Genomic DNA, 19,552 nt, shown 5'->3' with positions numbered 1-19,552 from the left:
AACATGGCCCTTGAGCAAGAACTGAAAATCCTTCTGCGCGGCGCGACTTCGGTCACGACCGAAAAAGAGCTGGCCGAAAAACTCAGCCGCGGCCGCTCGTTGAGGGTGAAATTAGGCGTCGACCCCACGACCAAGGACCTTCATTTGGGCCATACGGTTTGCCTCAAAAAAATGCGCGCGTTCCAGGAACTGGGCCATACGGGCGTTTTGATCATCGGGGATTTCACCGCTCGCGTGGGCGACCCTTCCGGCAGGAGCGAAACGCGGCCCGTGGTTACGCCTGAGGAAATCCACGCCAACGCCCAAACGTACAAAGAGCAGGCCTTTGGGATTTTGGACCCGGAAAAAACGGAATTGCGTTTTAATTCGGAGTGGCTTGACCCCTTCATGTCCTCCGGGAAAATTTTGGAGTATTTGCCCAAAGTCACCCATGCGCGTTTGACGGAGCGGGAAGACTTTAAAACGCGCATTTCAAAAAGCGAACCCATCACCATGCTGGAAATCATGTACCCGGTGTTCCAGGGTTACGACTCCGTGGCCGTCAAAGCGGACGTGGAATTGGGGGGAACGGATCAAATGTTCAATCTTCTCTTCGGCCGGGATATGCAGAGGGATCATGGGCAGGAGCCTCAAGTGACCATGACGCTGCCCATTCTGGTGGGGACCGACGGCGTTAAAAAAATGTCTAAGACCTACAGAAACGCCGTGTCCATCAAGGATAAGCCTGAGGATATTTTCGGCAAGGTGATGTCGGTCTCAGATGACACCATGTGGCAATGGGCCGAACTCTTGACCGGGCTTGATTTGACCCAAATGAGAACCATGCACCCGATGCAAGCCAAGAAGCTGTTGGCTTTAACGATTACGGCTCAGTTTTACGGCAAACAGGGCGCGGACGCAGCCAGAACGCATTTTGAGCGCGTGCATTCATCCGGCGAGCTTCCGGAAAGCATGCCCGAATTCCGCCTGCCGAAAGACAAGAAGCTTTTTTTGTCCCAGTTGCTTGCGTTAAGCGGTTTGGCGCCCAGCCGCAAAGAGGCTCAACGAAAGATTGCGGAAGGCGGTGTGCGCTTAGACGGCAAGGTCGCCAAGGAGGATATCTTAGTCGAGCTGTCCTCCCCGGCCGTCGTGAATCTGGGCAAGCGCGGCTTCGTCAAGGTTTTGCCGTAGGTCCTTTTAACGGCTTTTCTCAACTCCTCTCCTGGCGCAATAGGGCCGCAGCCGGCATCGGCTGCATAGGGGCGACACCGGTTTGCAAAGGTTTTGACCGTAGGCGACCAGCAAATCGTTGATTTTGATCCAGTATTGTTTGGGCAGCTTGCGCCGCAGGGCCATTTCCGTTTCCTCCGGGGTTTTGGTTTTGACATAGCCCCAGCGATTGCTGATGCGATGGACATGCGTATCCACGCAAATGCCCGGCTTGCCGTAGCCTAAGGTCACCACCAAATTCGCCGTTTTTCGCCCGACGCCCGGGAGTTTCATCAGCTCGTCGATTTCATCGGGCGCCTTGCCCTGATATTGTTCCAATAAAATTCGACAAATTTCTTTGATATTTTTAGCTTTAGTCCGGTAAAACCCGACCGGGTAAATCAGCTTTTCGATTGTTTTGACGGGCAATGCCGTCATGACCTGCGGCGTCTCGGCTTGGGCGAACAGGCGTTTGCTGGCGCCTTCGGTTGTCTTGTCTTGCGTGCGCAACGAAAGAACGCAACTGATCAGTACGGTAAACGGGTTGTTTTTATAATGCCCGACAATGGGTTTGTTCCATCGGCGGACTTCGCGGCGTAAAATTCGAATTGCTTGATGAATGTCGCGATCGTTCATGGATAGCGCATTCTACCCTGCCGGGAGCCTTTGAGGAAGGCCTTTCGATCTTTTTTGATCAGGGCCTTTTGGCCCAGCATTTAAGGGTCTTAAGACCCATGTCAGATTGCCGGGAAACTCAGTACCATTAAGGGTTGCTCTGGACCCTGTTCCTTTTTTTCGGCGCGCCCTTGCTTTGGGTGGATTCCCCGGCGTTTGCTCAGGACGCCGAGCAAGGAGCCCAAGTCTTTGACGGCAGCCATCGGCCGCAGGGCTTCCCCGTTCGCCCTGACGCCAATACGTATATGGCCGTCAATCTGGACCCGGCGCATCTTGAGCTTCAACTGGGGATTTTTGGATTAAATAACGGCTCCGATCACTTCGACCCCAGCCCTTTTGCGGCCTTGGAAGGCCGCTGGCAGACAAGTCCGGACACGAGAACCCATTTTCTTTTTGGTCTGCGCACCGGTTACCTTCAACTACAGGGCCGCCCTTTCCCCGGCGAGAACGCCCGCAGCGCGCGGCTTCTTGACGGCTATCATGAAGGCGCGGCCTCCTCTCGCGATCAAACCGACGCCTTCGCCCAGGAATTGGTCGAGAGCCAAGATTTCAGCCGCGGCTGGAACCAGGCCCAGCGGGACGCTTTTCGCTCAAGCCTTAATCCGGATTCGGTTGGAGCGCAGCGTCTTGAGGATGCTTTGGCAATGACCGGGGCCCCGGATTCTTCATTCAACGCTTATCATCTGTTGTTTGCCAGCATGGAGGCTCAATTGGCGCGGGGTTTTCATCTGGGCGGAGATTTTGATTTAGCGACCGCGGTGACCGCGGTGGTGGATACCTGGACCAATTTAGACGGCGGCACAGGACAGCCGCATATCTACGGCAACGGCCAAACCGATTTAAGCTTCGGTTTGCGCTGGCGGCCGAGGAATCCCCTCGGCGCGGCCGCGGCCCTTTTTATCGGCGACAGCCAAAATTATTCGCCCGTCGGGCTTAATCCTTTGCGCGAGGCGTTGAGGGTTCGAGAGGACGCCCAAGGTTCTTACAGCGATTTGGTCGGTTTTCATTTCGACCATGCTCCCCATGCGGGCGTCGGCGTTTGGAGCGGATTGCCGTTTATTCCCGACGGTTTTTTTGAGGTGCAAAGCCGGGTCCAATTAAATGGTTTAACGGTCACGGATTGGTGGCCGCCCATGACCGTTGAGCAGCGCCACGTTCTTCGCGTAGGAGGGAGGGCCTGGGACCGGCCTTTCGAAGTGACGGGGGAATATTACCGGGAGGAAGGCCGCGACATCGAGTTTTTCAGGCAAGGCGGTATGGCCGGCTTGACGGTTTCACCGGTCGGTGGGTTGGCCGTGGGCGTCAACGGTTTTGTCGACTCGATCGATTATGGCGGAGCCCAGCGCACCGCCGGCGGCGTTCTTTTCGCGGTGGGCGGAAATTTGGATGCGGGCCCCGTCAGCGTCTACGGACAGGGCGCCTTCGGCGTGAACTCCAGGAATTCCCGCCGCGAACCCGTGCCGTCGTCGGATGGGTTGGTGGCGGCCCGGGATCAAGTGCTTGATGAACTGCGCAATGACCCCGAAGACGGCAGGATTATTTCTTTGTTTCTCGACAGCTCGCCGGGGGTTCGGGAAGGATTGCTGCGGTTGGCCTGTTCGAGCATCATGGCCGACGAAGAAGGGCATCAATTTTCCGGTCCGGCGGGAGACGGCAGCTATACGTATACAAATCCCGAGCTGAGGGATTGCATGTCGCTTTATCGCAGCTTGCCGGTGGTCGACGCTACGCTGGGCATCACCCAAGACCCTGAGCTCTTGAGCGACTTGGCCCTAAGGATTACGCGCAATCGCCTGATGAACGAATTAAGCGGGGAAGGACGCAACGCCGGCGATTTATTGGCCATGGGCGCCATGATGAGCGGCCGCTTAACGCCCTTGCCGCCGTTGACCGCCTCAGACAGAGACGCGTTTAAAGACTGGTTGATTTACAATGTCGGCATCAAAGCCATGAACATGAATCCGGGGACCTTCAGCGCCCTATCCTATCAGGAGAAATTGCGTTTGGTGGCTGATTGGATTAGAAACAATATGATCCCGGCGGGCATGGAAGATATCCTAAGGCAAGGCACGCCGGAAGAGTTCGTGGATGCGTTCGCCGATTATTTGTTTGAGGCGGGGCGCACCCAGGGTAATCGCGAAGGCTTGGAACTCTTGATGGCGGGCGAGGAGCTTAATTCGCAATTCGGCGTTACGCGCGGCCTGGCGCCGGCCGAGGTCGGACGCGGCGCGTTGCTTGATGCATTCGATCGAATGGATCGCTAGCGATCCGTTATTTTGAATTCAACCGGAAGATCGGATTTTGGAGCCAGGCGAATGATGTAGGGATGCCCGCCCTTGGGCAGCCCCGGCCAGCGCCGGTAGCGCACCACGATTTTCCCGGGCTCTTCGCCAATCCCCGCGATTTCCAGGCTGAATTCCCTCGTCTTGCCGCCGAATATAACCACCGCCATTTCCTTTGAAAAATCCACGACAGGCGGCGGCTCGGACGATACCTTGCCCCAAAGAATTTTCCATTCGGTTTCGTTTTTGGCGATGAGCGTCCCCGCTTGTTCAGGCCCGCCGCCTCCGGACCATTCTTTTTTCGCGGTTTCTTCGGCGCATGGCTCGGGTTTTTTGGGGGAGCAGGAATCATCCTGAGGAGCGAGTATGGCCAGGAGTTCGGATTCCGTCAAATCGCTTTTTGAAGGGCCCCTGGATGGCGCCGTTGTTTTTGCCGGGGGCGCGGGTTGCTTGGCGGTTTCGGATTTTTTCTTTTTTTTCGAAACGGTTGCCGGAGGGTTGTCCGGCCGGCCGGGAATCGGCGCTCGAGCCTCGGCCGCGGCTTCGTTGAGGCTGCCGGCAAGTTCCCGGGGAAGAGACTCGAGCGAGCGGCCGCGTTCTTTGGCCGCCCGGGCGGATGCCGCGCTCTCCCGGTTGATTGATTCGGCCACGCGCCCAAGCTGGCGCAAGGCGACGACGGTGGCCAGCCCCACGGCGATGACGGCGCCGCCGCTTAAAAGCCAGGGGGATTTGACATGTAAAAATTTGCCCACGGCATTTATTTTATCGAATACACTCCGGCTATCTCCATACCCTCCATACTGATATTTTTAAATCCATAAAGTTAGAATGTTGCGCGTGGGATCATCGGCTCATGTTCAACGGCCCCGAGGCTTCACTTTGGTCGAGCTGATGATCGTAGTCGCCATCATCGGCATTTTGGCGGCCATTGCGATTCCTAAATTCGCCGAACTGGTCAGAAAAGCCCAGGAAGGCAGGACGCGGGGCAATTTGTCGGCGATTCGAAGCGCCCTCTCCATCTATTACAGCGATTCCGAAGGCATGCCGCCATTGGATATCGACGCGCTGTTCGCCAACAGCAAGTATTTAAAATCCCAGGATGCTCTTGATTGCATTATCCCGGCTTTTTCGGATGTCGGTAATCCCGGGCATCACAATACCGGGGGCGACGAGGTCAACAGCGTCGAGTTCTCCTCCACCGTGGATACAGGCAATTGGAAGTACATCAACAATAACACCTCGATCAATTGGGGCCACTTTTACATCGGCTGCGCGCACAATGATTCCAAATCCGTTATTTGGAATACTCGTTGATGGGCAAGCTTTTCTGGGTCGCGGTTCTTTATTTCGCGGAAGGGTTTCCGTTCGGTTTGATCAACGAGGCTTTTCCGGTTTATTTCCGTTTTTACGGCGTGAGCCTTCAGGAAATCGGGCTCTTGAGTTTGATCGGGCTGCCCTGGACTTTGAAATTCCTCTGGGCTCCGGCCGTCGACGTTTTTTTTGAACGCAAAATGTGGATTTCGGCTTGTCTGGCGCTCTTGGCCGTATCCGGGCTTTTTTTCGCCTTAGGGCCGAGCCCCTCGTCCGCGGGCGTGTTTTTTTGGAGCTTGCTCGTCGCCATGGCGTTTTTTTCAGCCACTCAGGATATCGCCATCGACGCTTACACGATCGAATTTTTGGATCCCCGCGAAATGGGGCAAGCCAACGGCATCCGCGTCATGTTTTACCGGATTGCGCTCATTGTTTCCGGCGGCCTGCTGGTGGCGTTGGCCGGAGCGATTTCCTGGCGCGGCGCGCTGATGGCTGCCTCGGGGATTTTGTTGTTGATGTCCGCTGCCGCTGCTCGGACGCCTTTTGCCACGGTGCGACGGCAAGCTTCTGGGGAGCCGGTGATGGATGCGGTCTGGACCCCGTTGAAGCAATTCCTCGTCCGCCCGGGTTTCATCGCGGTCATGATTTTCATTCTTCTCTTTAAAGTGGGCGATTATTCGCTCATCCCCATGAGCAAGACGTTTTGGGTGGACCGGAAATTCACGCCGTTTCAAATCGGGCTTGTCCCGGGAACGGTCGGCGTTATCAGCACGGTGTTGGGCGCCTTGCTGGGCGGACGCTTGACGACGAAGTGGGGGATTTTTCGGGCCCTTTGGATTTTAGGGTTGTTTCAGGCCGTTTCCAACTTGGTTTATACCTTGGCCGCAGCCCTGCCGCCATCGGATGCCATGATGTATGTGGCCGTGATTACGGAAGCGTTCTGCGGCGGCTTAGGCACAGCTTCATTTTTGGCTTTTTTAATGGTGATTTGCGACAAAGCGCATGCGGCTACGCAATATGCGCTCTTATCCGCGTTTTTTGGGTTGGCGCGTTCCGTGGCCGGAGCGTTTTCTGGTTTCGGCGCTCAGACCTTCGGCTATACGACTTATTTTGCCTTGACTTTCCTGCTCGCGCTTCCGGCCTTTGCCTTATTACCCTGGGTTCGCCGCTGGGCGCCTAGGCAACAGGTTTAAAGGTCTATTCTCCCTGGCCTGGCTCCGGGGTTGGGTGCAACATGAGGCTGCATTTGATTTTGACCGCCGTTTTGTTGCCCGTTGGACGGCGGATTAGGCGCTAGGACAAAATTATCGATGGTGTCGCGCAACGTTGTTTTGACTACATCCGGGTCGGGGTGCGTGCCTTCCAGAACCGCGACTTTCCGGTCAGGCCGGACAAAAAGGGTCGTGGGCACGGGCCCGGAGATCGAATGGGAATCCACATTGATTTTGAAAAAAAGAACCCGGCCTTGGTAATCGCGGGCTACTTCCTCCAGAAGCGGCAGGAAGCTGTGGCAGTGCGGGCAGGTGGGGGAGTAAAACGTGACCACGAAGGCCGCTGTTGAATTCTGGATGACGGCATCGACATCATCCGGAGAAACGTCTCGAACCACTGATCCGCCGGTTTGGGCCGGGGTTTGATTCGGCGGGGGATCGGGCCGGCGCTCGCGCCGGCGAGGATTCTGTTTTTTCTTGGATTGATTCGGCGTTCCACCGCCGCTGTCTGCCTGGAGGATGCCGCCTTGGCCGTCGTCAAAAGTAAGGCGGATTTTTTCAAAATCATCGGCTAAGACGGTTCCGCATAACGCGGGAACAAATAATACGGCGGCAAGCACGGCGGCGAATGAGCGTTTCATCAAACCTCCTAAAAATTCAGCGATTCCAAATAAGCGTATCTTGAAACACTCAAAATCCGCCTGAGCCCATGGTCCTAAAAAATATGCAGGCAAGGACCTGGGTAAATTAGGGACTTTTGTCCGGAACGTGGATCATTAATTCCTTAACGGTCCCTTAAGGCGAGTCAATGATGATGTCGTGCGTCTGCCCGGCCTTAAGTCCGGATTTCCAATTTTGGTTGGCCGGCCCTTTGATGAGGTCGGTGGGCGGCACATAGCGAAGGCAGCCGGTATTGGGGGGTGAGCTGCCTTCGGAGAGAGCCGTAAACCGCAGCTTGTTGCGGCCTTTTTTCAAAGTGAAGCTGACCGCGGTGGTCAAGCTTGAATCCGGAGGGTCGAAATCCACCGTGCGGCCGCGGGGGAAATGAGGCGTGATCACGGCTTGCTGGGCCGTGGGTTCATCGGGATTAAGCGTGAGCTTAAGCATATCCTCGTCATCGACTCCTCCGCAATCCCAGACAGCGATTCTGATTTGAAGACCTCTGACGGTGACGTCAACGGGCAGGCTTCCCGGCGGTTCTCCTGAAACAATGCCCGGTTCGTTTCCGCCTCCAGGACCCACGATCCCCATAGAAACAGGGCCGCTGATCAGCCAGCTTGTGCTTTGAGTCCCGCGCACAATGCCCGTGCCTCCGCCGCGTTTATTCGGCAGCTTTCTAGTGCCGGGGCCGTGAATTTTTGTGGCCGGCGGACGTTTAGGCGCTATGGCCGGACCCTGGAGGGTTCGCGTGGTGCTCGTATTTTTGAGCGCCTTATCCAGCAAGGATGAAGCAAGCACCCAATAAATTTTTTTGCTCGGCTCCGTGGTTTTAAATTCAAGGAGCGGGGCGAGCCTGCGCCCCCTGGCCGTTGCTTGAGCGGAATGATCCGGCGCCGCGTATTCCACCGTTAAATCGGGGATATCCTCCGTCGTTTCCTGTTTCGGTTCATCGTGCGCTTTGGGCGGCGATGGAATGTTGGGGGGAGCCGAAGTTTCGATGGCATGCAGATATTCCTCGGATACGGCCGAGGATTCGGCGGTAACTAAGGAAGCATGTTGATCCTGGTCATTCGTTTGAATGGTTTCGTCGGATAAGGGGTTTTCCCAAACTTCTTCGTTGTTGGCGCCCAGCATTTTGGACATGACCATGGCGCCCAACAGAAACATCAAGAAACCGACGCCCCCGACTATTAGGGTTTCCCGATTCGCGGAAAAGCCTGTTTTTGGCGTTTCCGGCCGTGTATTTGGCGTTGCTTTGGCCTTGACCGGCGCTGAAGCATTTAAGCGGCGGCGTTCCATATTTTAGGTTAGGCCGTTATGGCGAATTTTTCAATACCGGGCGGACCCCCTCGCTTGGGAATCCGCTACAATTATTTGATGCGGACGATTCTCATCGGCGTGGCTTGGCCGTATGCCAACAGCGCGCTTCATTTGGGGCATGTGGCCGGCACCTGGCTGCCGGCCGACATTTTCGGGCGTTATCATCGCCTTCGGGGTCATCGGGTGCTTATGGTGTCGGGTTCGGACGAGCACGGCACGCCCATTACGGTCACCGCGGACAAGGAAAAAAAGACTCCGCAGGAAATCGTCAATCGTTTTCATGCGGAAAATCACAACGCGTTGAAGCGTTTGGGCGTGGACATCGAATGCTATTTCCGCACCACAGATACGTTTCATAAACAAGTCGCCCAGCGGATTTTTTTAACGCTTCTGGAGAAGGGATTAATCGTTGAAAGGGCCTCGCAGGCCCTTTTTTGCGTTGCCTGCAATCGTTTTTTGCCGGATCGCTACGTGGAAGGCGTCTGCCCCCATTGTCAAGCGCCTGACGCGCGCGGGGATCAATGCGATCGCTGCGGAAAAACCTTGGACCCTGCCGACCTGAAAAGTCCGCGCTGCCGGCTCTGCGGCAACAGACCCGAATTCCGGGAAACCAGGCTTCATTATTTAAGGCTGCCGGCCTTATCCGCCAAACTTGAGGACTATTTAAAAAGCCGCAAAGGCTGGCGTTCCAATGTCCTGCGCTTCACGCAAAATTGGATCAAAGAAGGATTGAACGACCGGCCGATCACCCGTGATCTTCATTGGGGCGTGCCTGTGCCCCTGCCCGGCCATGACGGCAAATGCCTGTATGTTTGGTTCGAGGCGGTGATCGGGTATCTTTCGGCGGCTCAATTCTGGGCCAAGGATTCGGGTTCCCCGGAGGCCTGGGAAGAGTTTTGGACGAATCCCCAAGCAGAGTCCTATTATTTTATCGGCAAGGACAATATTCCTTTTCATACGATTATCTGGCCGGCCATTCTTTTGGGGTTGGGCGGCTTGAATCTTCCGACCAATGTCCCGGCCAACGAGTACCTGCTGTTATCCGGCGAGAAATTTTCCAAGAGCAGGGGTATCGGCGCGAGTTTGACCGAGTGCCTGGAGGCGTTCGATCCCGATCAAATTCGCTATCACCTGGCGTCCATCATGCCGGAGGCGTCGGATGCCAATTTTTCCTGGGATGATTTCATCCAAAAAAATAACGATGAGCTGCTGTCGACGGTCGGCAATTTGATCAACCGTGTTTTGTTATTCGCCCAGAAGACATTCGGCAAAATTCCTCAACCGTCGGCCATCCCTGGACCCGATGAAGCGATGCTTGAGGCCGCCGCCAAGCGTCATCTTGAGGCCGCCGGCCAAGCCATCGAAGCCTGCGAATTCAAAAAGGGACTGCGCGAAATTTTGGCCATGGCCCAGGCCGGCAATCAGTATGTCAACGGCCAGGCGCCGTGGAAATTGGCCAAACAAGACCCTGCGCGCTGCCAAAGCGTGACGTATGCGGCGTTGGATCTTTGCCGCTGTTTGACCGTGGCCATTCATCCCTACCTGCCTTTTTCCGCGACCCGCGCCTGGTCCATGTTGGGCTTTGACAAGCCGCTGGGTCCCGGAGACTGGGGGGAGCGCGCCCCCAAGCTTGAGCCCGGACGCTTGTTCGGCGAGATCGGCCCCCTATTTCGAAAAATCGAGAGGGAACCGGTCGCGCCTTAAAAATTATGGAACAGAAGAAAATCGAGCGGCTGCTCGAAGAAAAAACGAAGGAAATCAAAGAAAAGAATATCAAGCTTGACGAATCGGAGCGGCGGTGCCGGGCGCTCGAAAAGGAAAAAGAAAAATTCGAGCGCGAGTCAAAGCGCGTCCATGAGCTGGCCGCCGAGGTCCAGCGACAGGGACAAGACGGCGCTTCGCAGACGGAAATGCTTCGCCGGGAAAACGAACGGCTCCGGACCGAAACCGGCGAATTAAAGCGGCGCTTGGATAATTTTTTAAGCCTTAAAAAAGCCGGTCTATTCATAGATTTTGAAAATATCCGTCTTTGCTGGAAGCACCGTTTTGAACAAGACCCGCCCATGGAGCGCTTGCTCGAGGAGGCGGAACGCCTGATCGCTGCGCCCGGCGGCGCTCGTGTGCTGGCCCTTAAATCGGCTTATATCGTGCGCAATAAAACGCTGCGCGGATGCTTGGAGGCCATGGGTTATCAAGTGTTTGAAAAAGAGCCCGCTAAAAAAGTTTCCGGGGAGTTCACCTGCAACTGGGACGTGGGCCTGGCTTTAAACGTGATGGAGGAGGCTAATCGCCTCGACGTCGTGGCCATTGCCAGCGGCGACGGAGACTTTCTCGATTTGGTCGAGTCCATCCGCAACAGATTCAAGGGCCGCGTCGCCGTGGAGATCGCGGCGGTGCGCGGCTTGACCCATGCCGGTTTGCAGCAAGCGGCGCTTGACGGCATGATTAACCTTCATTATCTGGAGGCTCCATGAACAAAACCGTTTGTTTCGTTTTTTTAATCGGGAGCGTCGCGCAAGCCGCTCCATCCGAAGACGCCCCGTTGAACCGGTGGCAATTTCTCAACGATCAATTTTTCTCTTCAACGGCGAATCCCGAAGGCGTTTTGCGGCCTGTGGAGCTTCCTGATTCGCCGCGGACAACGGTGATGGAGCGCCCCTCGTCCGTTGACATACGGGCAACGAAACCTCCGAGGCCCATTAAGTCCAAGACCGCCAAAACCAAAACCATCGTGGTTTTGGCGGCCGTGGCTTCAGGAGCCATCGCCGGCGGCGGCTTGGCTTACTTGGGCGCGGGTTTCGGCGCCATGTCATCGATGGGGTTGGCCATTACTTTGGGCATCCTCGGCGGTTTAATCGGTTTGGCCGGCGGCATTGTCAGCGGGATTTTTTTGGCGCGCGGTATTCTTAAGTGGCTTGCTGAGCTTTAGACTCAAGGTCATTGAAGCGTTGTCTCCTCAGCACGATCCTAACGAAAAACCCCCAGTTTATATCCTCACCGATCAAGGCCTCAAATCTCAAGAGGAGATCGAGGCCGAAGAATTGGCCGCTCTCGCTCCCAAAAAACGGGGCCCAAGCCCCTGGCTCGTGACGGCCTTGCTCGGCGCGGCCTTGGCCTGGGGTATCGATTCCGAGCGCCTGACGAAAATGGCGGAAGTTTTTTTTGAGCAGGAAAGCCGGCTGATCGCGTTGGAGCCTTACCGCATTTGGGCCGCAAACAATCCATTGGCTTATGAAGACGTGACCGTCAGCCCCGACAGCTTCATCGGCAAGGCGGTGTTGTGGGAAATCGTCCGTCTCAACGGACAAGGGCATTTTTATCAGGGTCATGAGCAAATGCCTGTTTTTTGGCGGGAGCATGAGCCTATCCCGCCGCTTGAATCCGATCATCCGGTCCGCGTTTTGGGGCGAATCGACGGAATGAAAGGCGAGGCGCCGCTTTTGTTCCCCCTGGAAGTTTTTTAGCCGTCGAAACCCTTGATGAAATTTTCAATTAAAACCGGCAGATCAGGGGCGTAACCGCCTTCCAGCGTCGCAAAACGCGGCCATTTCGTTTCGGCGATCAGACGGCCGATTTTTGCGTAGGTTTCCTTTTCGAGTTTGAATTGAGCGATCGGACATTCCTTGTACGTGTCAAAACCCGCGGAAACGCCCAAAAGATCCGGTTTAAAATCCCCGATGCGCTTGATGGCCGCTTCCAACGCTTCAAGATAAGCGAGTTCATTCGTGTACGGCGGCAGGGGAAAATTGACGCAATTGGACCGCGAAGAAAGCCCTGTGCCGGGATAAAGAGGGGATTGATGCAGGGAAACAAAAAGCCAATTTTTTTCTCCCATGGCGATGGCCTCGGTTCCGTCGCCGTGATGCACGTCGATGTCGAGGGTCGCCACGCGCAGCCCGTCGCCGAGCGCCTTGCGGCAGGCGACCGCCATGTTGTTGACGTAGCAGAAACCGGCGACGCGCTCTTGGGCGGCATGATGGCCGGGTGGACGCATCAGGGAAAAAGCAGGGGTCCCATTCAGGGCGGAATTAAGCGCGGACAAGCAGCCGGAAAGGGAAATCAGAGCGATTTGATCCATGCCGGGGAAATCAGGCGTGTCCACGTCCTCGAAATTTCCCGTTTGAACGTTTCTCCAGTGTTTGTCGGTGTGCGCCAGCAGCACGTTGTTTGCCGAGGCTTTGATTTCAGGCAATTGAGGGGTCAGCCCGGCGGCTTTCAGGCGTTCGTGGGTTTTGCCGACGCGCCAGGGCGCTTCCGGATGCCCCGGCGATTCATAGGCGGTGGTTTTGAGATCGGAAAAAATCTTAATGGTCATATTCGATCATAAATTTTCTTAAACTCTGAAATTGATATGCGATTGAAAGCTCTGTTCATTATCCCGTAAATGGCCTTGCTGTTGGCTGCCGGCGTTTTGGCTGGATTTATCGATTCAGTGATCGGCGGCGGCGGTTTGATCACCGTGCCCGCCTTGATGCTGCACCTGGGCGTTTCCCCGTGGGCCATCGGCACCAATAAAATCGGCGCCGCGGCCGCGACCCTGGCCGCCATCACGGTTTACGGCGTCAAACGCCGCATGGCCTGGGGTCCGGCCATTCGTTTCGCGGTTTCGGTCGGATTGGGCGCATTCTGCGGCGCTTCGGTCTCTCCTCGCTTGCTCGTTCCCTTTTATCCTGTATTGTTGTGGCTGGGCGCCGCGTTGTGCGCGGCCACGCTCTTGCTTAAAAATAAGGCGCTCAACGCGCCGTCGTCGCGAGCGGGCAAAAGCAACGGCGCCGTGTCGACGTTGTCCCTGGGACTGGGTTTTGCCGTTGGTTTTTATGACGGGGCCTGGGGTCCCGGCGGCGGTACGTTTATGTTTTTGGTTCTTCTATGGACCACGCCGTTGGGGCTGGTAGGTTCCATGGCCGCGGCTAAAATCGCCAATTTTTCCTCGGCCGTACTTTCTTTATCGAGTTACGCTTGGCAAGGTTACGTGGATTGGCGTTTGGGAAGCGTATTCGCCGTAACCCTCGCCGGCGGCGCCTTCCTTGGCGCGCGTTTGGCCATCGATCACGCCGAGCGTTTTTTAACCCCTCTGTTGTTGATCATCGCCGCGCTTTTACTCGTGAAACTGGTAGCATAAATCCATGCTCAAGATCGGCGATTTCGAGCTTCATTCGGTATCGGACGGCTTTTTTCGTTTGGACGGAGGCGCCATGTTCGGCGTCGTGCCCAAGGTTCTTTGGGATCAATCAAACCCGTCTGATGACCGCAACAGAATCGAGTTGGCCTTGGGCTGCCTGTTGATGAAAACCCCGCGCGGTCATCATGTGTTGGTGGACACCGGGCTCTCATCGAAGTACGAGAGCGATCCCAAGTTCCTCAGAATGTTCGACGTGCGCCGCGAGCGGACTCTTTTTCATGCCCTTAAAGAGCGGGGCCTGGAGCCCGAAGACATCGATTTGGTGATCAATACCCATCTGCATTTCGATCATTGCGGGGGCAATACGTTGCGCGAAAACGGCCGCGTCAAACCCGCCTTCCCTAAGGCCAAATATATCGTTCAAAAAGCCGAGTGGGAGGATGCGACTCACCCTCATGAAAGAAACAAAGCCAGTTATCTGCCTGAAAATTTTTTGGCTGTCGATGAGGCCAAACAGCTTGAGTTGGTGGACGGAGAGTTTGAAATCGAGCCCGGCTTGAAGGTTCTAAAAAGCGGCGGCCACACGCGCGGCCATCAATGCGCCTTGGTGGAATCTCAAGGCCAAGGCGCTTTGTTTCTCGGCGATTTGATCCCCACGCGAAGCCATGTGCCCTTGCCATGGATTATGGGTTACGATTTGTTTCCGCTGGACACTCTTCATGCCAAGCGTCGCCTTTTGGCTCAGGCCAAGGAGCGCGACTGGCTGTTGGTTTTTCAGCATGACCCGAAGCAACGAGCCGGCTATTTAAAAGAAGCCGACGGCCGCGAAGTGATCGTTCCTCCCGAAGCGCTAGAGGCTTAGCGTCGTTTTCCGGTTCTGGACAATAATCAATAAATATGTATCAATAGTCCCAATTCAATTTGGGACTTTAGGTCCCTTTGAAGAAAGTGCAGACGTTAAGGAGGAGCCAGATGAAAGGCCTCATCTTCGTCGTCGCGCTGTTCGCAATCCTTATTCCTTCGGTCCAAATCCATGCCGCTCCCGTCAAAACCATAGAACACCGTTTCATTATCGGTTTTCTAGCGGGGACCTCGGCGTCGGAGCGCCGGCAAATCATCGAAACTCTCGGCGGAACCGTATTGCGCGATTGGCCGCCGTTAAACGCCGTGGCCGCTGAAGTCGCGTTGCCGAACAAAGATGCCTTCAAGGGCAATCTCAGAAGGCACCCGAAAGTCAGCCGTTTCGAAAACGACTTTGAAACCGATTGGTTATTGAGCGATCCTGTCGCAGTGCAGATGACAACATTGCGGGAAAGCTTTGATAGCCGCGCCGTTGCCCGAGTCCGTCAAAGCGCGCGCCGTGAGAAACAATCGCAGGAGGTTCAATGGGGCGTGCGCCGCGTCAATGCGCCGGCCGCTTGGCCGAGCAATCAGGGCGCAGGCGTCAAGGTGGCGATCGTGGACACGGGCATCGACGCTTCGCATTCCGATTTAGCCGGCAATGTGGCCGGCGGTTATAACGCCGTCAACAAGGAAGAGTCTTGGACGGACGATCATAACCACGGCACGCATGTGGCGGGCATTGTGGCCGCGGCGTTAAACGGCCAGGGCGTCGTGGGCGTGGCCCCACAGGCCCGGCTTTACGCCGTTAAGGTGTTGTCCGCAGATGGTTCCGGTTCTTTGACGTCCATCATCGACGGCATGATGTGGTGCATGGAAAACGGCATGAGCGTCGCCAATATGAGCTTGGGCGCGCCTCAGGGCAATTTCTTTTTCGAATATGCCGTTAATACCATGGTGCAGCGCGGCGTGACTTTGGTGGCGGCCGCGGGCAATGACGGCGGCGCGGTCAATTTTCCGGCGGCTTATGATGCCGCCGTCGCCGTGTCGGCGCTCTGTCCGCAGGGGATTACGGAAACCAGGCTCTGCCTGACGACCGAAGAAGGGATCGCGGCCTTTTCAAGCCGCGGACCCCAGGTTGATTTCATCGCTCCCGGGGTGAAAATCCCCTCAACAGTGAGGCAGAACGGGATTGCCGCTTACTCCGGAACGTCGATGGCCACTCCCCATGTGGCCGGTTTGGCGGTGTTGGCCGTTGCCAAAGGGTCAAGGACCCCTTCGGCCATACGCGCCGCGTTGATGCGGGCGGCGGTTCCTTTGCCGGGGCTCTCCGCCGAAGAACAGGGCCGCGGCTTGATTAATGCCGAACACCTGAGATAAGAATCGCGCTCAAGTCTCTTTAGGCGCCCCGCCTCTCATCAGGAAAGGTTAGAATTTTCATGTGATGAGAAGATTCTGTTTTATTCTTTTATTGCCGGCCGCCGTTATCGGCCCCCTGGGCGCCGCCGAATCCAGGTCCCGGCATGTCGAGTACCCATGGGATTTGCTCAAGCCTTTTGTCTGGGAATTTCAGTTGGCGACCATGCGCTTGGCCGATTCGCTGCACAAGCGAGAGCCGTTCGATGAATTCACGCGACCGCCGGACATCAAAGATGCCAGGCCTTTGCATCGGAAAGCCAAGCTGTTCGATGAGGAAATCAAGGCTGATTTTTTAAAACACGACGACCGGCTTTTTTGGAGCATGATCCCTAATGATTTGGGGGACATGGCCATTTGGCAGGGTTATCACACCGCGTTTCGGGCTTTCAAATACGCGGCGACCCATTCCCCCAGAGACCGTCTCTATTTGGCCAAATCGCTGGAGGGCCAGGCGTTGCTTCAGGCGGGTTACGGCAACGCGTTTTTGGTGCGCGGCATCGATCCGTCCGGAGGCGACACACATCCGCACCGTTATTCACGCCAAGGCGATCCTTATGACTGGGTCGAAGACGCCAGCGGTTCGTCCTTGACGGGCCATGTCTTCGGGCTTTATTGCGCTTATAAATTCGGCAATCCCGAGATCTCGGCCCGGGCCAAAGATTTATTTTTAAATTTGACCCGCAACCTGATTGCCAACGATTACAAACTCAGGAATGCCGACGGCACGGCGACGCGATATGGGGATCAGCGTTTCGTGGGGTGGCTGATCCGAACGCCCAATGTTTTGACGACGATCGCGATTTTAAGTTTCGCGGACTATCTTTCCGACGACCCTCTGTTTGACCGGGAAAAGGCGAAATTGATGCAAGGTTCGGCGGTCGTGCGCGGCGCGGCCAGGGGTGAGGTTCATTTGCTTTGGTACGGCAAGGAATACCATCAGCACCTGGCTTTCATGGCTTACTACGTTTTGTTGGGGACCGAGTCCGATCCCGAGTTGCGCCGGCTGTTGGATAAAAATTTTAACCGGCTGTTTCATAAATTTCGCAAGGAAGGCAATTCGTTTTTTAGTTTCGTTTACGGGACGTATTACCCGATGGAGCCTCATCGCCTGAAGATCGCCGTTCAGACGCTTCAGGAGTTCGCCTTTCCCAAAAAGCCCGGGTCTGTCAAAAATTCAACGGATTCGTCGATTGAAAAAATCGGACGCTGGGCCAAACAGCCCCTGCCTGTCTGGCGCCGCCCCAATACGGACATTATTTGGCAGCGCGATCCGTATCAGCTTGATCAGACCCAGGGCGTGATTCATCGTTACAGCGGCGTTGATTTCCTCATCGCCTATTGGATGGGACGGCAATTGGGTTTGATTGACTCCAAGTTGTAGGGAGGCTTACTGTTTAATGAGGGGAAAGGTTTTGCCGATCGCCACGCTGATCGTGCTTAAGAGCTGTTCCTGGCTGTAGGGTTTCGGCAAATACGCGCAGCCTTCCAAGGCCTCTTCTTCCTGGCGCCCCTGGATATGGGGATCGATGGTCACCATGACGAAAGGAACCTTCCCCATGGCCGGGTCTTTCCGGATTTCCTTGATGGCTTCGTAGCCCGGCATTTCAGGCATATGATGGTCCATGATGATCAAGTCCGGCCGTTCGCGTTTGGCCGCGGTCACGGCTTCCAACCCGGTTCCGGCTTCGACAATGGCGCAGTCGTATTTGGACAGCATCAATCCCAGGAGCTGGCGCTGCCGAACCTCATCATCCGCGATCAAAATTTTCACGCCGATGTTCAGTCGTCCTCTTCAGCGACCATTTCCCCCTCATCGAACTCGGTTCTGCCGATCGCTCTTCTCGTTGCGTTGATGGGAATGATTTCATAATACTCCGCGCCTCCGCCCTCCGCGAGAGTAAAGGCCGGCGTTCGAAAGGAACGCTGGAATCGGCTTAAAGAGCGCTGGAAGCATCGATGGAATTGCCGGTCATAATAAGCTTCGTTGCGTCCTTCGGCGGGATGGGTGACTCGCACGGCCAACCGTTGCTGATCAAACCTCGGCCCCATTGTGCCCCATTGGCTGCCGGAATAAAGATCGCGTTGAAGTCGCGGCAGCCCGTATTCAGCGGAGAATCGTTGCTGGATGCGTTGGCCCATGATTTCGGCGATGATATTGCCTTCGGCTGCGATGCTGAAATCGGTGTTTCCGGAGGTCTGTTCCGCGCGATAAATTTCCTGCATGCAGTCCTCGCGGTGTTGCTGAACGGGTCGAACCAGCGCGTTGCACAGGGGATCGCCCGGACAAAGCTCTCCATGCGCAAGGCCGCTCATGGCGGCAACGGCAAAGGCGATCAGCATCTTGGATTTGAATTTCATGGAACCTCCTTGGCCCCTCTTTATCATGTATATCCCCTGATTGATTGAAAAGCAAGGCGGAATTATCGGGCTAGGGATGCGCAGCCGGCAAGCTTCGTATAATGAGCGCCTGCAGAAACGCCCCCATAGACTAGTGGTTAGGTCACGGCCCTTTCAAGGCCGAAGGACGAGTTCGAATCTCGTTGGGGGCACCAAGCTTTTTTCGTCGAGAAACGCTTCAAAAGCTAGCCCGATATCCTCCTGAGAGCCTACCAGTGGCGATCGTTTTAGCGATCGATGTGTCTTAAATCAAAAGTGGAATTGAGCCCCAGCCATTTGCCTTGAAATCAATCAAGCTCTTTACATTCGTTTTTTGCTCTGTTAGATTACAATTAGCCTCGAATTTTTTGGGGTGTAAAGGTTAGACCTTTACCGTAAAGAAGGGACACCCGCACAGACGTTAGTATTTTTTATTGGTCGGGAAGGCAGGCAGGATGTCGGTAAATCAGGTTATTGGCAAATTTATGGTTTCCATTTTGTGTTTAACGTCCGCTTCATGCGGGCAGGTATTTTTGAGCAAGGAAGACAAAATGTTGCTGGAAGATGTAAATCGAAATCCCACAAAATATCGTAAAAGTGACAAGGGGTACGATGAAATTCAACTTGAGAAGAAGCGAGAAGCCGTGGCTTCTTTGTTGCGCACCCCACTTGAATTCGGCGTCCCAAAGGACGAATCAAATGCAGCGTGGGGTAGGGCGCAATCCTTCGTTGGAAAATACAGCGGCATGAAGTTGCAAGTCGCTACTGATTTTGTCCTCCAGACATATAACTCAATCGAAGGTCGAGCTGCATATCAGGTTGTACGATCTCCCGGGGTTGATAAAGATATTTTTACAGTCAATTGCAGTAACACGATTTTTTATAAAGAAGCTGATGCGAACGCTCGCATTTTGGCTCATTTTATCCAGACTGGAGAAATACCATTTCCAGAACTCATAACGAGATAGAACACGAAATAACTCTGCGCGATGCCAATGTCCCGCCCCCACAATTTTTTTGGAAACCCTACTTGATCGTACGCGGGATATCAGCTAGAATAGAAACAATCTTAGATTACGAGAGAGACTATCCTTAGGACTCAGTCGGCGGGGTTGGTCTGGGGGCACTACCTCTCGTAAGCAACGCCG

At 55.3% G+C, this 19,552-nt stretch carries 20 protein-coding genes and 1 tRNA gene; 14 read left to right on the top strand and 7 right to left on the bottom strand.

Annotated elements, in window-relative coordinates; translation table 11 throughout:
- The first annotated feature begins 3 nt into the window (after positions 1 to 3).
- Positions 4 to 1,170 carry a tyrosine--tRNA ligase gene (locus HYT79_01765; protein MBI2069302.1) on the top strand — a complete coding sequence of 389 codons (1,167 nt, stop codon included), beginning with the start codon at positions 4 to 6 and terminating at the stop codon, positions 1,168 to 1,170.
- Positions 1,171 to 1,176: 6 nt separating this feature from the next.
- On the opposite strand, the gene HYT79_01760 is transcribed toward HYT79_01765, so the two are convergent.
- Positions 1,177 to 1,824 (bottom strand): endonuclease III, encoded by a 648-nt coding sequence (locus HYT79_01760; GenBank protein ID MBI2069301.1) that lies wholly within the window; start codon positions 1,822 to 1,824, stop codon positions 1,177 to 1,179.
- Positions 1,825 to 1,958: 134 nt separating this feature from the next.
- Between HYT79_01760 and HYT79_01755 the strand changes: the two genes are divergently transcribed.
- Positions 1,959 to 4,127 (top strand): hypothetical protein, encoded by a 2,169-nt coding sequence (locus HYT79_01755; protein ID MBI2069300.1) that lies wholly within the window; start codon positions 1,959 to 1,961, stop codon positions 4,125 to 4,127.
- Here HYT79_01755 and HYT79_01750 read toward each other — a convergent pair.
- On the bottom strand, positions 4,124 to 4,897 hold the full coding sequence (locus HYT79_01750; GenBank protein MBI2069299.1) for a hypothetical protein: 774 nt from the start codon (positions 4,895 to 4,897) through the stop codon (positions 4,124 to 4,126). The genes HYT79_01755 and HYT79_01750 overlap by 4 nt on opposite strands.
- Before the next feature lie 76 nt (positions 4,898 to 4,973).
- On the opposite strand from HYT79_01750, the gene HYT79_01745 reads away from it, so the two are divergent.
- Together HYT79_01745 and HYT79_01740 are read left to right on the top strand one after the other, a co-directional pair.
- Positions 4,974 to 5,459 (top strand): type II secretion system protein, encoded by a 486-nt coding sequence (locus HYT79_01745; GenBank protein ID MBI2069298.1) that lies wholly within the window; start codon positions 4,974 to 4,976, stop codon positions 5,457 to 5,459.
- Entirely contained in the window at positions 5,459 to 6,649 is a 1,191-nt protein-coding gene (locus HYT79_01740) for an MFS transporter (GenBank protein ID MBI2069297.1), read from the top strand. Before HYT79_01745 ends, HYT79_01740 begins: the two co-directional genes overlap by 1 nt.
- Here the strand turns inward: HYT79_01740 and HYT79_01735 are convergent.
- Both HYT79_01735 and HYT79_01730 read right to left on the bottom strand, forming a co-directional pair.
- Positions 6,646 to 7,308: a hypothetical protein gene (locus HYT79_01735; GenBank protein MBI2069296.1), complete on the bottom strand. Its 663-nt coding sequence runs from the start codon at positions 7,306 to 7,308 to the stop codon at positions 6,646 to 6,648. The two genes, HYT79_01740 and HYT79_01735, sit on opposite strands and share 4 nt — an antisense overlap.
- A gap of 154 nt (positions 7,309 to 7,462) precedes the next feature.
- On the bottom strand, positions 7,463 to 8,497 hold the full coding sequence (locus HYT79_01730) for a hypothetical protein (GenBank protein ID MBI2069295.1): 1,035 nt from the start codon (positions 8,495 to 8,497) through the stop codon (positions 7,463 to 7,465).
- 207 nt (positions 8,498 to 8,704) lie between these two features.
- On the opposite strand from HYT79_01730, the gene metG reads away from it, so the two are divergent.
- The 4 genes from metG to HYT79_01710 are packed head-to-tail and all read left to right on the top strand — an operon-like array spanning position 8,705 to position 12,111.
- On the top strand, positions 8,705 to 10,351 hold the full coding sequence (gene metG / locus HYT79_01725) for a methionine--tRNA ligase (GenBank protein ID MBI2069294.1): 1,647 nt from the start codon (positions 8,705 to 8,707) through the stop codon (positions 10,349 to 10,351).
- Positions 10,352 to 10,356: 5 nt separating this feature from the next.
- A complete protein-coding gene (locus HYT79_01720; GenBank protein ID MBI2069293.1) occupies positions 10,357 to 11,121 on the top strand; it encodes an NYN domain-containing protein in 765 nt (254 codons plus the stop codon).
- Positions 11,118 to 11,576 (top strand): hypothetical protein, encoded by a 459-nt coding sequence (locus HYT79_01715; GenBank protein ID MBI2069292.1) that lies wholly within the window; start codon positions 11,118 to 11,120, stop codon positions 11,574 to 11,576. Before HYT79_01720 ends, HYT79_01715 begins: the two co-directional genes overlap by 4 nt.
- Complete coding sequence (locus tag HYT79_01710) at positions 11,563 to 12,111, top strand: hypothetical protein (GenBank protein MBI2069291.1); 549 nt, start codon at positions 11,563 to 11,565, stop codon at positions 12,109 to 12,111. Before HYT79_01715 ends, HYT79_01710 begins: the two co-directional genes overlap by 14 nt.
- Here the strand turns inward: HYT79_01710 and HYT79_01705 are convergent.
- A complete protein-coding gene (locus HYT79_01705; protein MBI2069290.1) occupies positions 12,108 to 12,962 on the bottom strand; it encodes a histone deacetylase in 855 nt (284 codons plus the stop codon). The two genes, HYT79_01710 and HYT79_01705, sit on opposite strands and share 4 nt — an antisense overlap.
- 69 nt (positions 12,963 to 13,031) lie before the next feature.
- Between HYT79_01705 and HYT79_01700 the strand changes: the two genes are divergently transcribed.
- From HYT79_01700 to HYT79_01685, 4 genes are all read left to right on the top strand, one after another.
- Positions 13,032 to 13,769: a TSUP family transporter gene (locus tag HYT79_01700; protein MBI2069289.1), complete on the top strand. Its 738-nt coding sequence runs from the start codon at positions 13,032 to 13,034 to the stop codon at positions 13,767 to 13,769.
- A 4-nt stretch (positions 13,770 to 13,773) separates the two neighbouring features.
- Positions 13,774 to 14,631 (top strand): MBL fold metallo-hydrolase, encoded by an 858-nt coding sequence (locus HYT79_01695; protein MBI2069288.1) that lies wholly within the window; start codon positions 13,774 to 13,776, stop codon positions 14,629 to 14,631.
- A 110-nt stretch (positions 14,632 to 14,741) separates the two neighbouring features.
- Positions 14,742 to 15,989 (top strand): S8 family peptidase, encoded by a 1,248-nt coding sequence (locus tag HYT79_01690; GenBank protein ID MBI2069287.1) that lies wholly within the window; start codon positions 14,742 to 14,744, stop codon positions 15,987 to 15,989.
- A 61-nt stretch (positions 15,990 to 16,050) separates the two neighbouring features.
- On the top strand, positions 16,051 to 17,409 hold the full coding sequence (locus HYT79_01685) for a hypothetical protein (GenBank protein ID MBI2069286.1): 1,359 nt from the start codon (positions 16,051 to 16,053) through the stop codon (positions 17,407 to 17,409).
- Positions 17,410 to 17,415: 6 nt separating this feature from the next.
- On the opposite strand, the gene HYT79_01680 is transcribed toward HYT79_01685, so the two are convergent.
- Complete coding sequence (locus HYT79_01680; protein MBI2069285.1) at positions 17,416 to 17,799, bottom strand: response regulator; 384 nt, start codon at positions 17,797 to 17,799, stop codon at positions 17,416 to 17,418.
- Positions 17,800 to 17,807: 8 nt separating this feature from the next.
- Positions 17,808 to 18,386 (bottom strand): hypothetical protein, encoded by a 579-nt coding sequence (locus HYT79_01675; protein ID MBI2069284.1) that lies wholly within the window; start codon positions 18,384 to 18,386, stop codon positions 17,808 to 17,810.
- A 119-nt stretch (positions 18,387 to 18,505) separates the two neighbouring features.
- On the opposite strand from HYT79_01675, the gene HYT79_01670 reads away from it, so the two are divergent.
- Positions 18,506 to 18,580: transfer RNA gene (locus tag HYT79_01670), tRNA-Glu, on the top strand.
- A gap of 357 nt (positions 18,581 to 18,937) precedes the next feature.
- Positions 18,938 to 19,372: a hypothetical protein gene (locus HYT79_01665; protein MBI2069283.1), complete on the top strand. Its 435-nt coding sequence runs from the start codon at positions 18,938 to 18,940 to the stop codon at positions 19,370 to 19,372.
- Positions 19,373 to 19,552 lie beyond the last annotated feature (180 nt).

The organism is Elusimicrobiota bacterium (genome assembly GCA_016180815.1).
Classification (GTDB): Bacteria; Elusimicrobiota; Elusimicrobia; order JACQPE01; family JACQPE01; genus JACPAN01.
The sequence above is the reverse complement of the archived record's forward strand: the minus strand, read 5'-3'. Positions and strand labels throughout refer to the sequence as shown.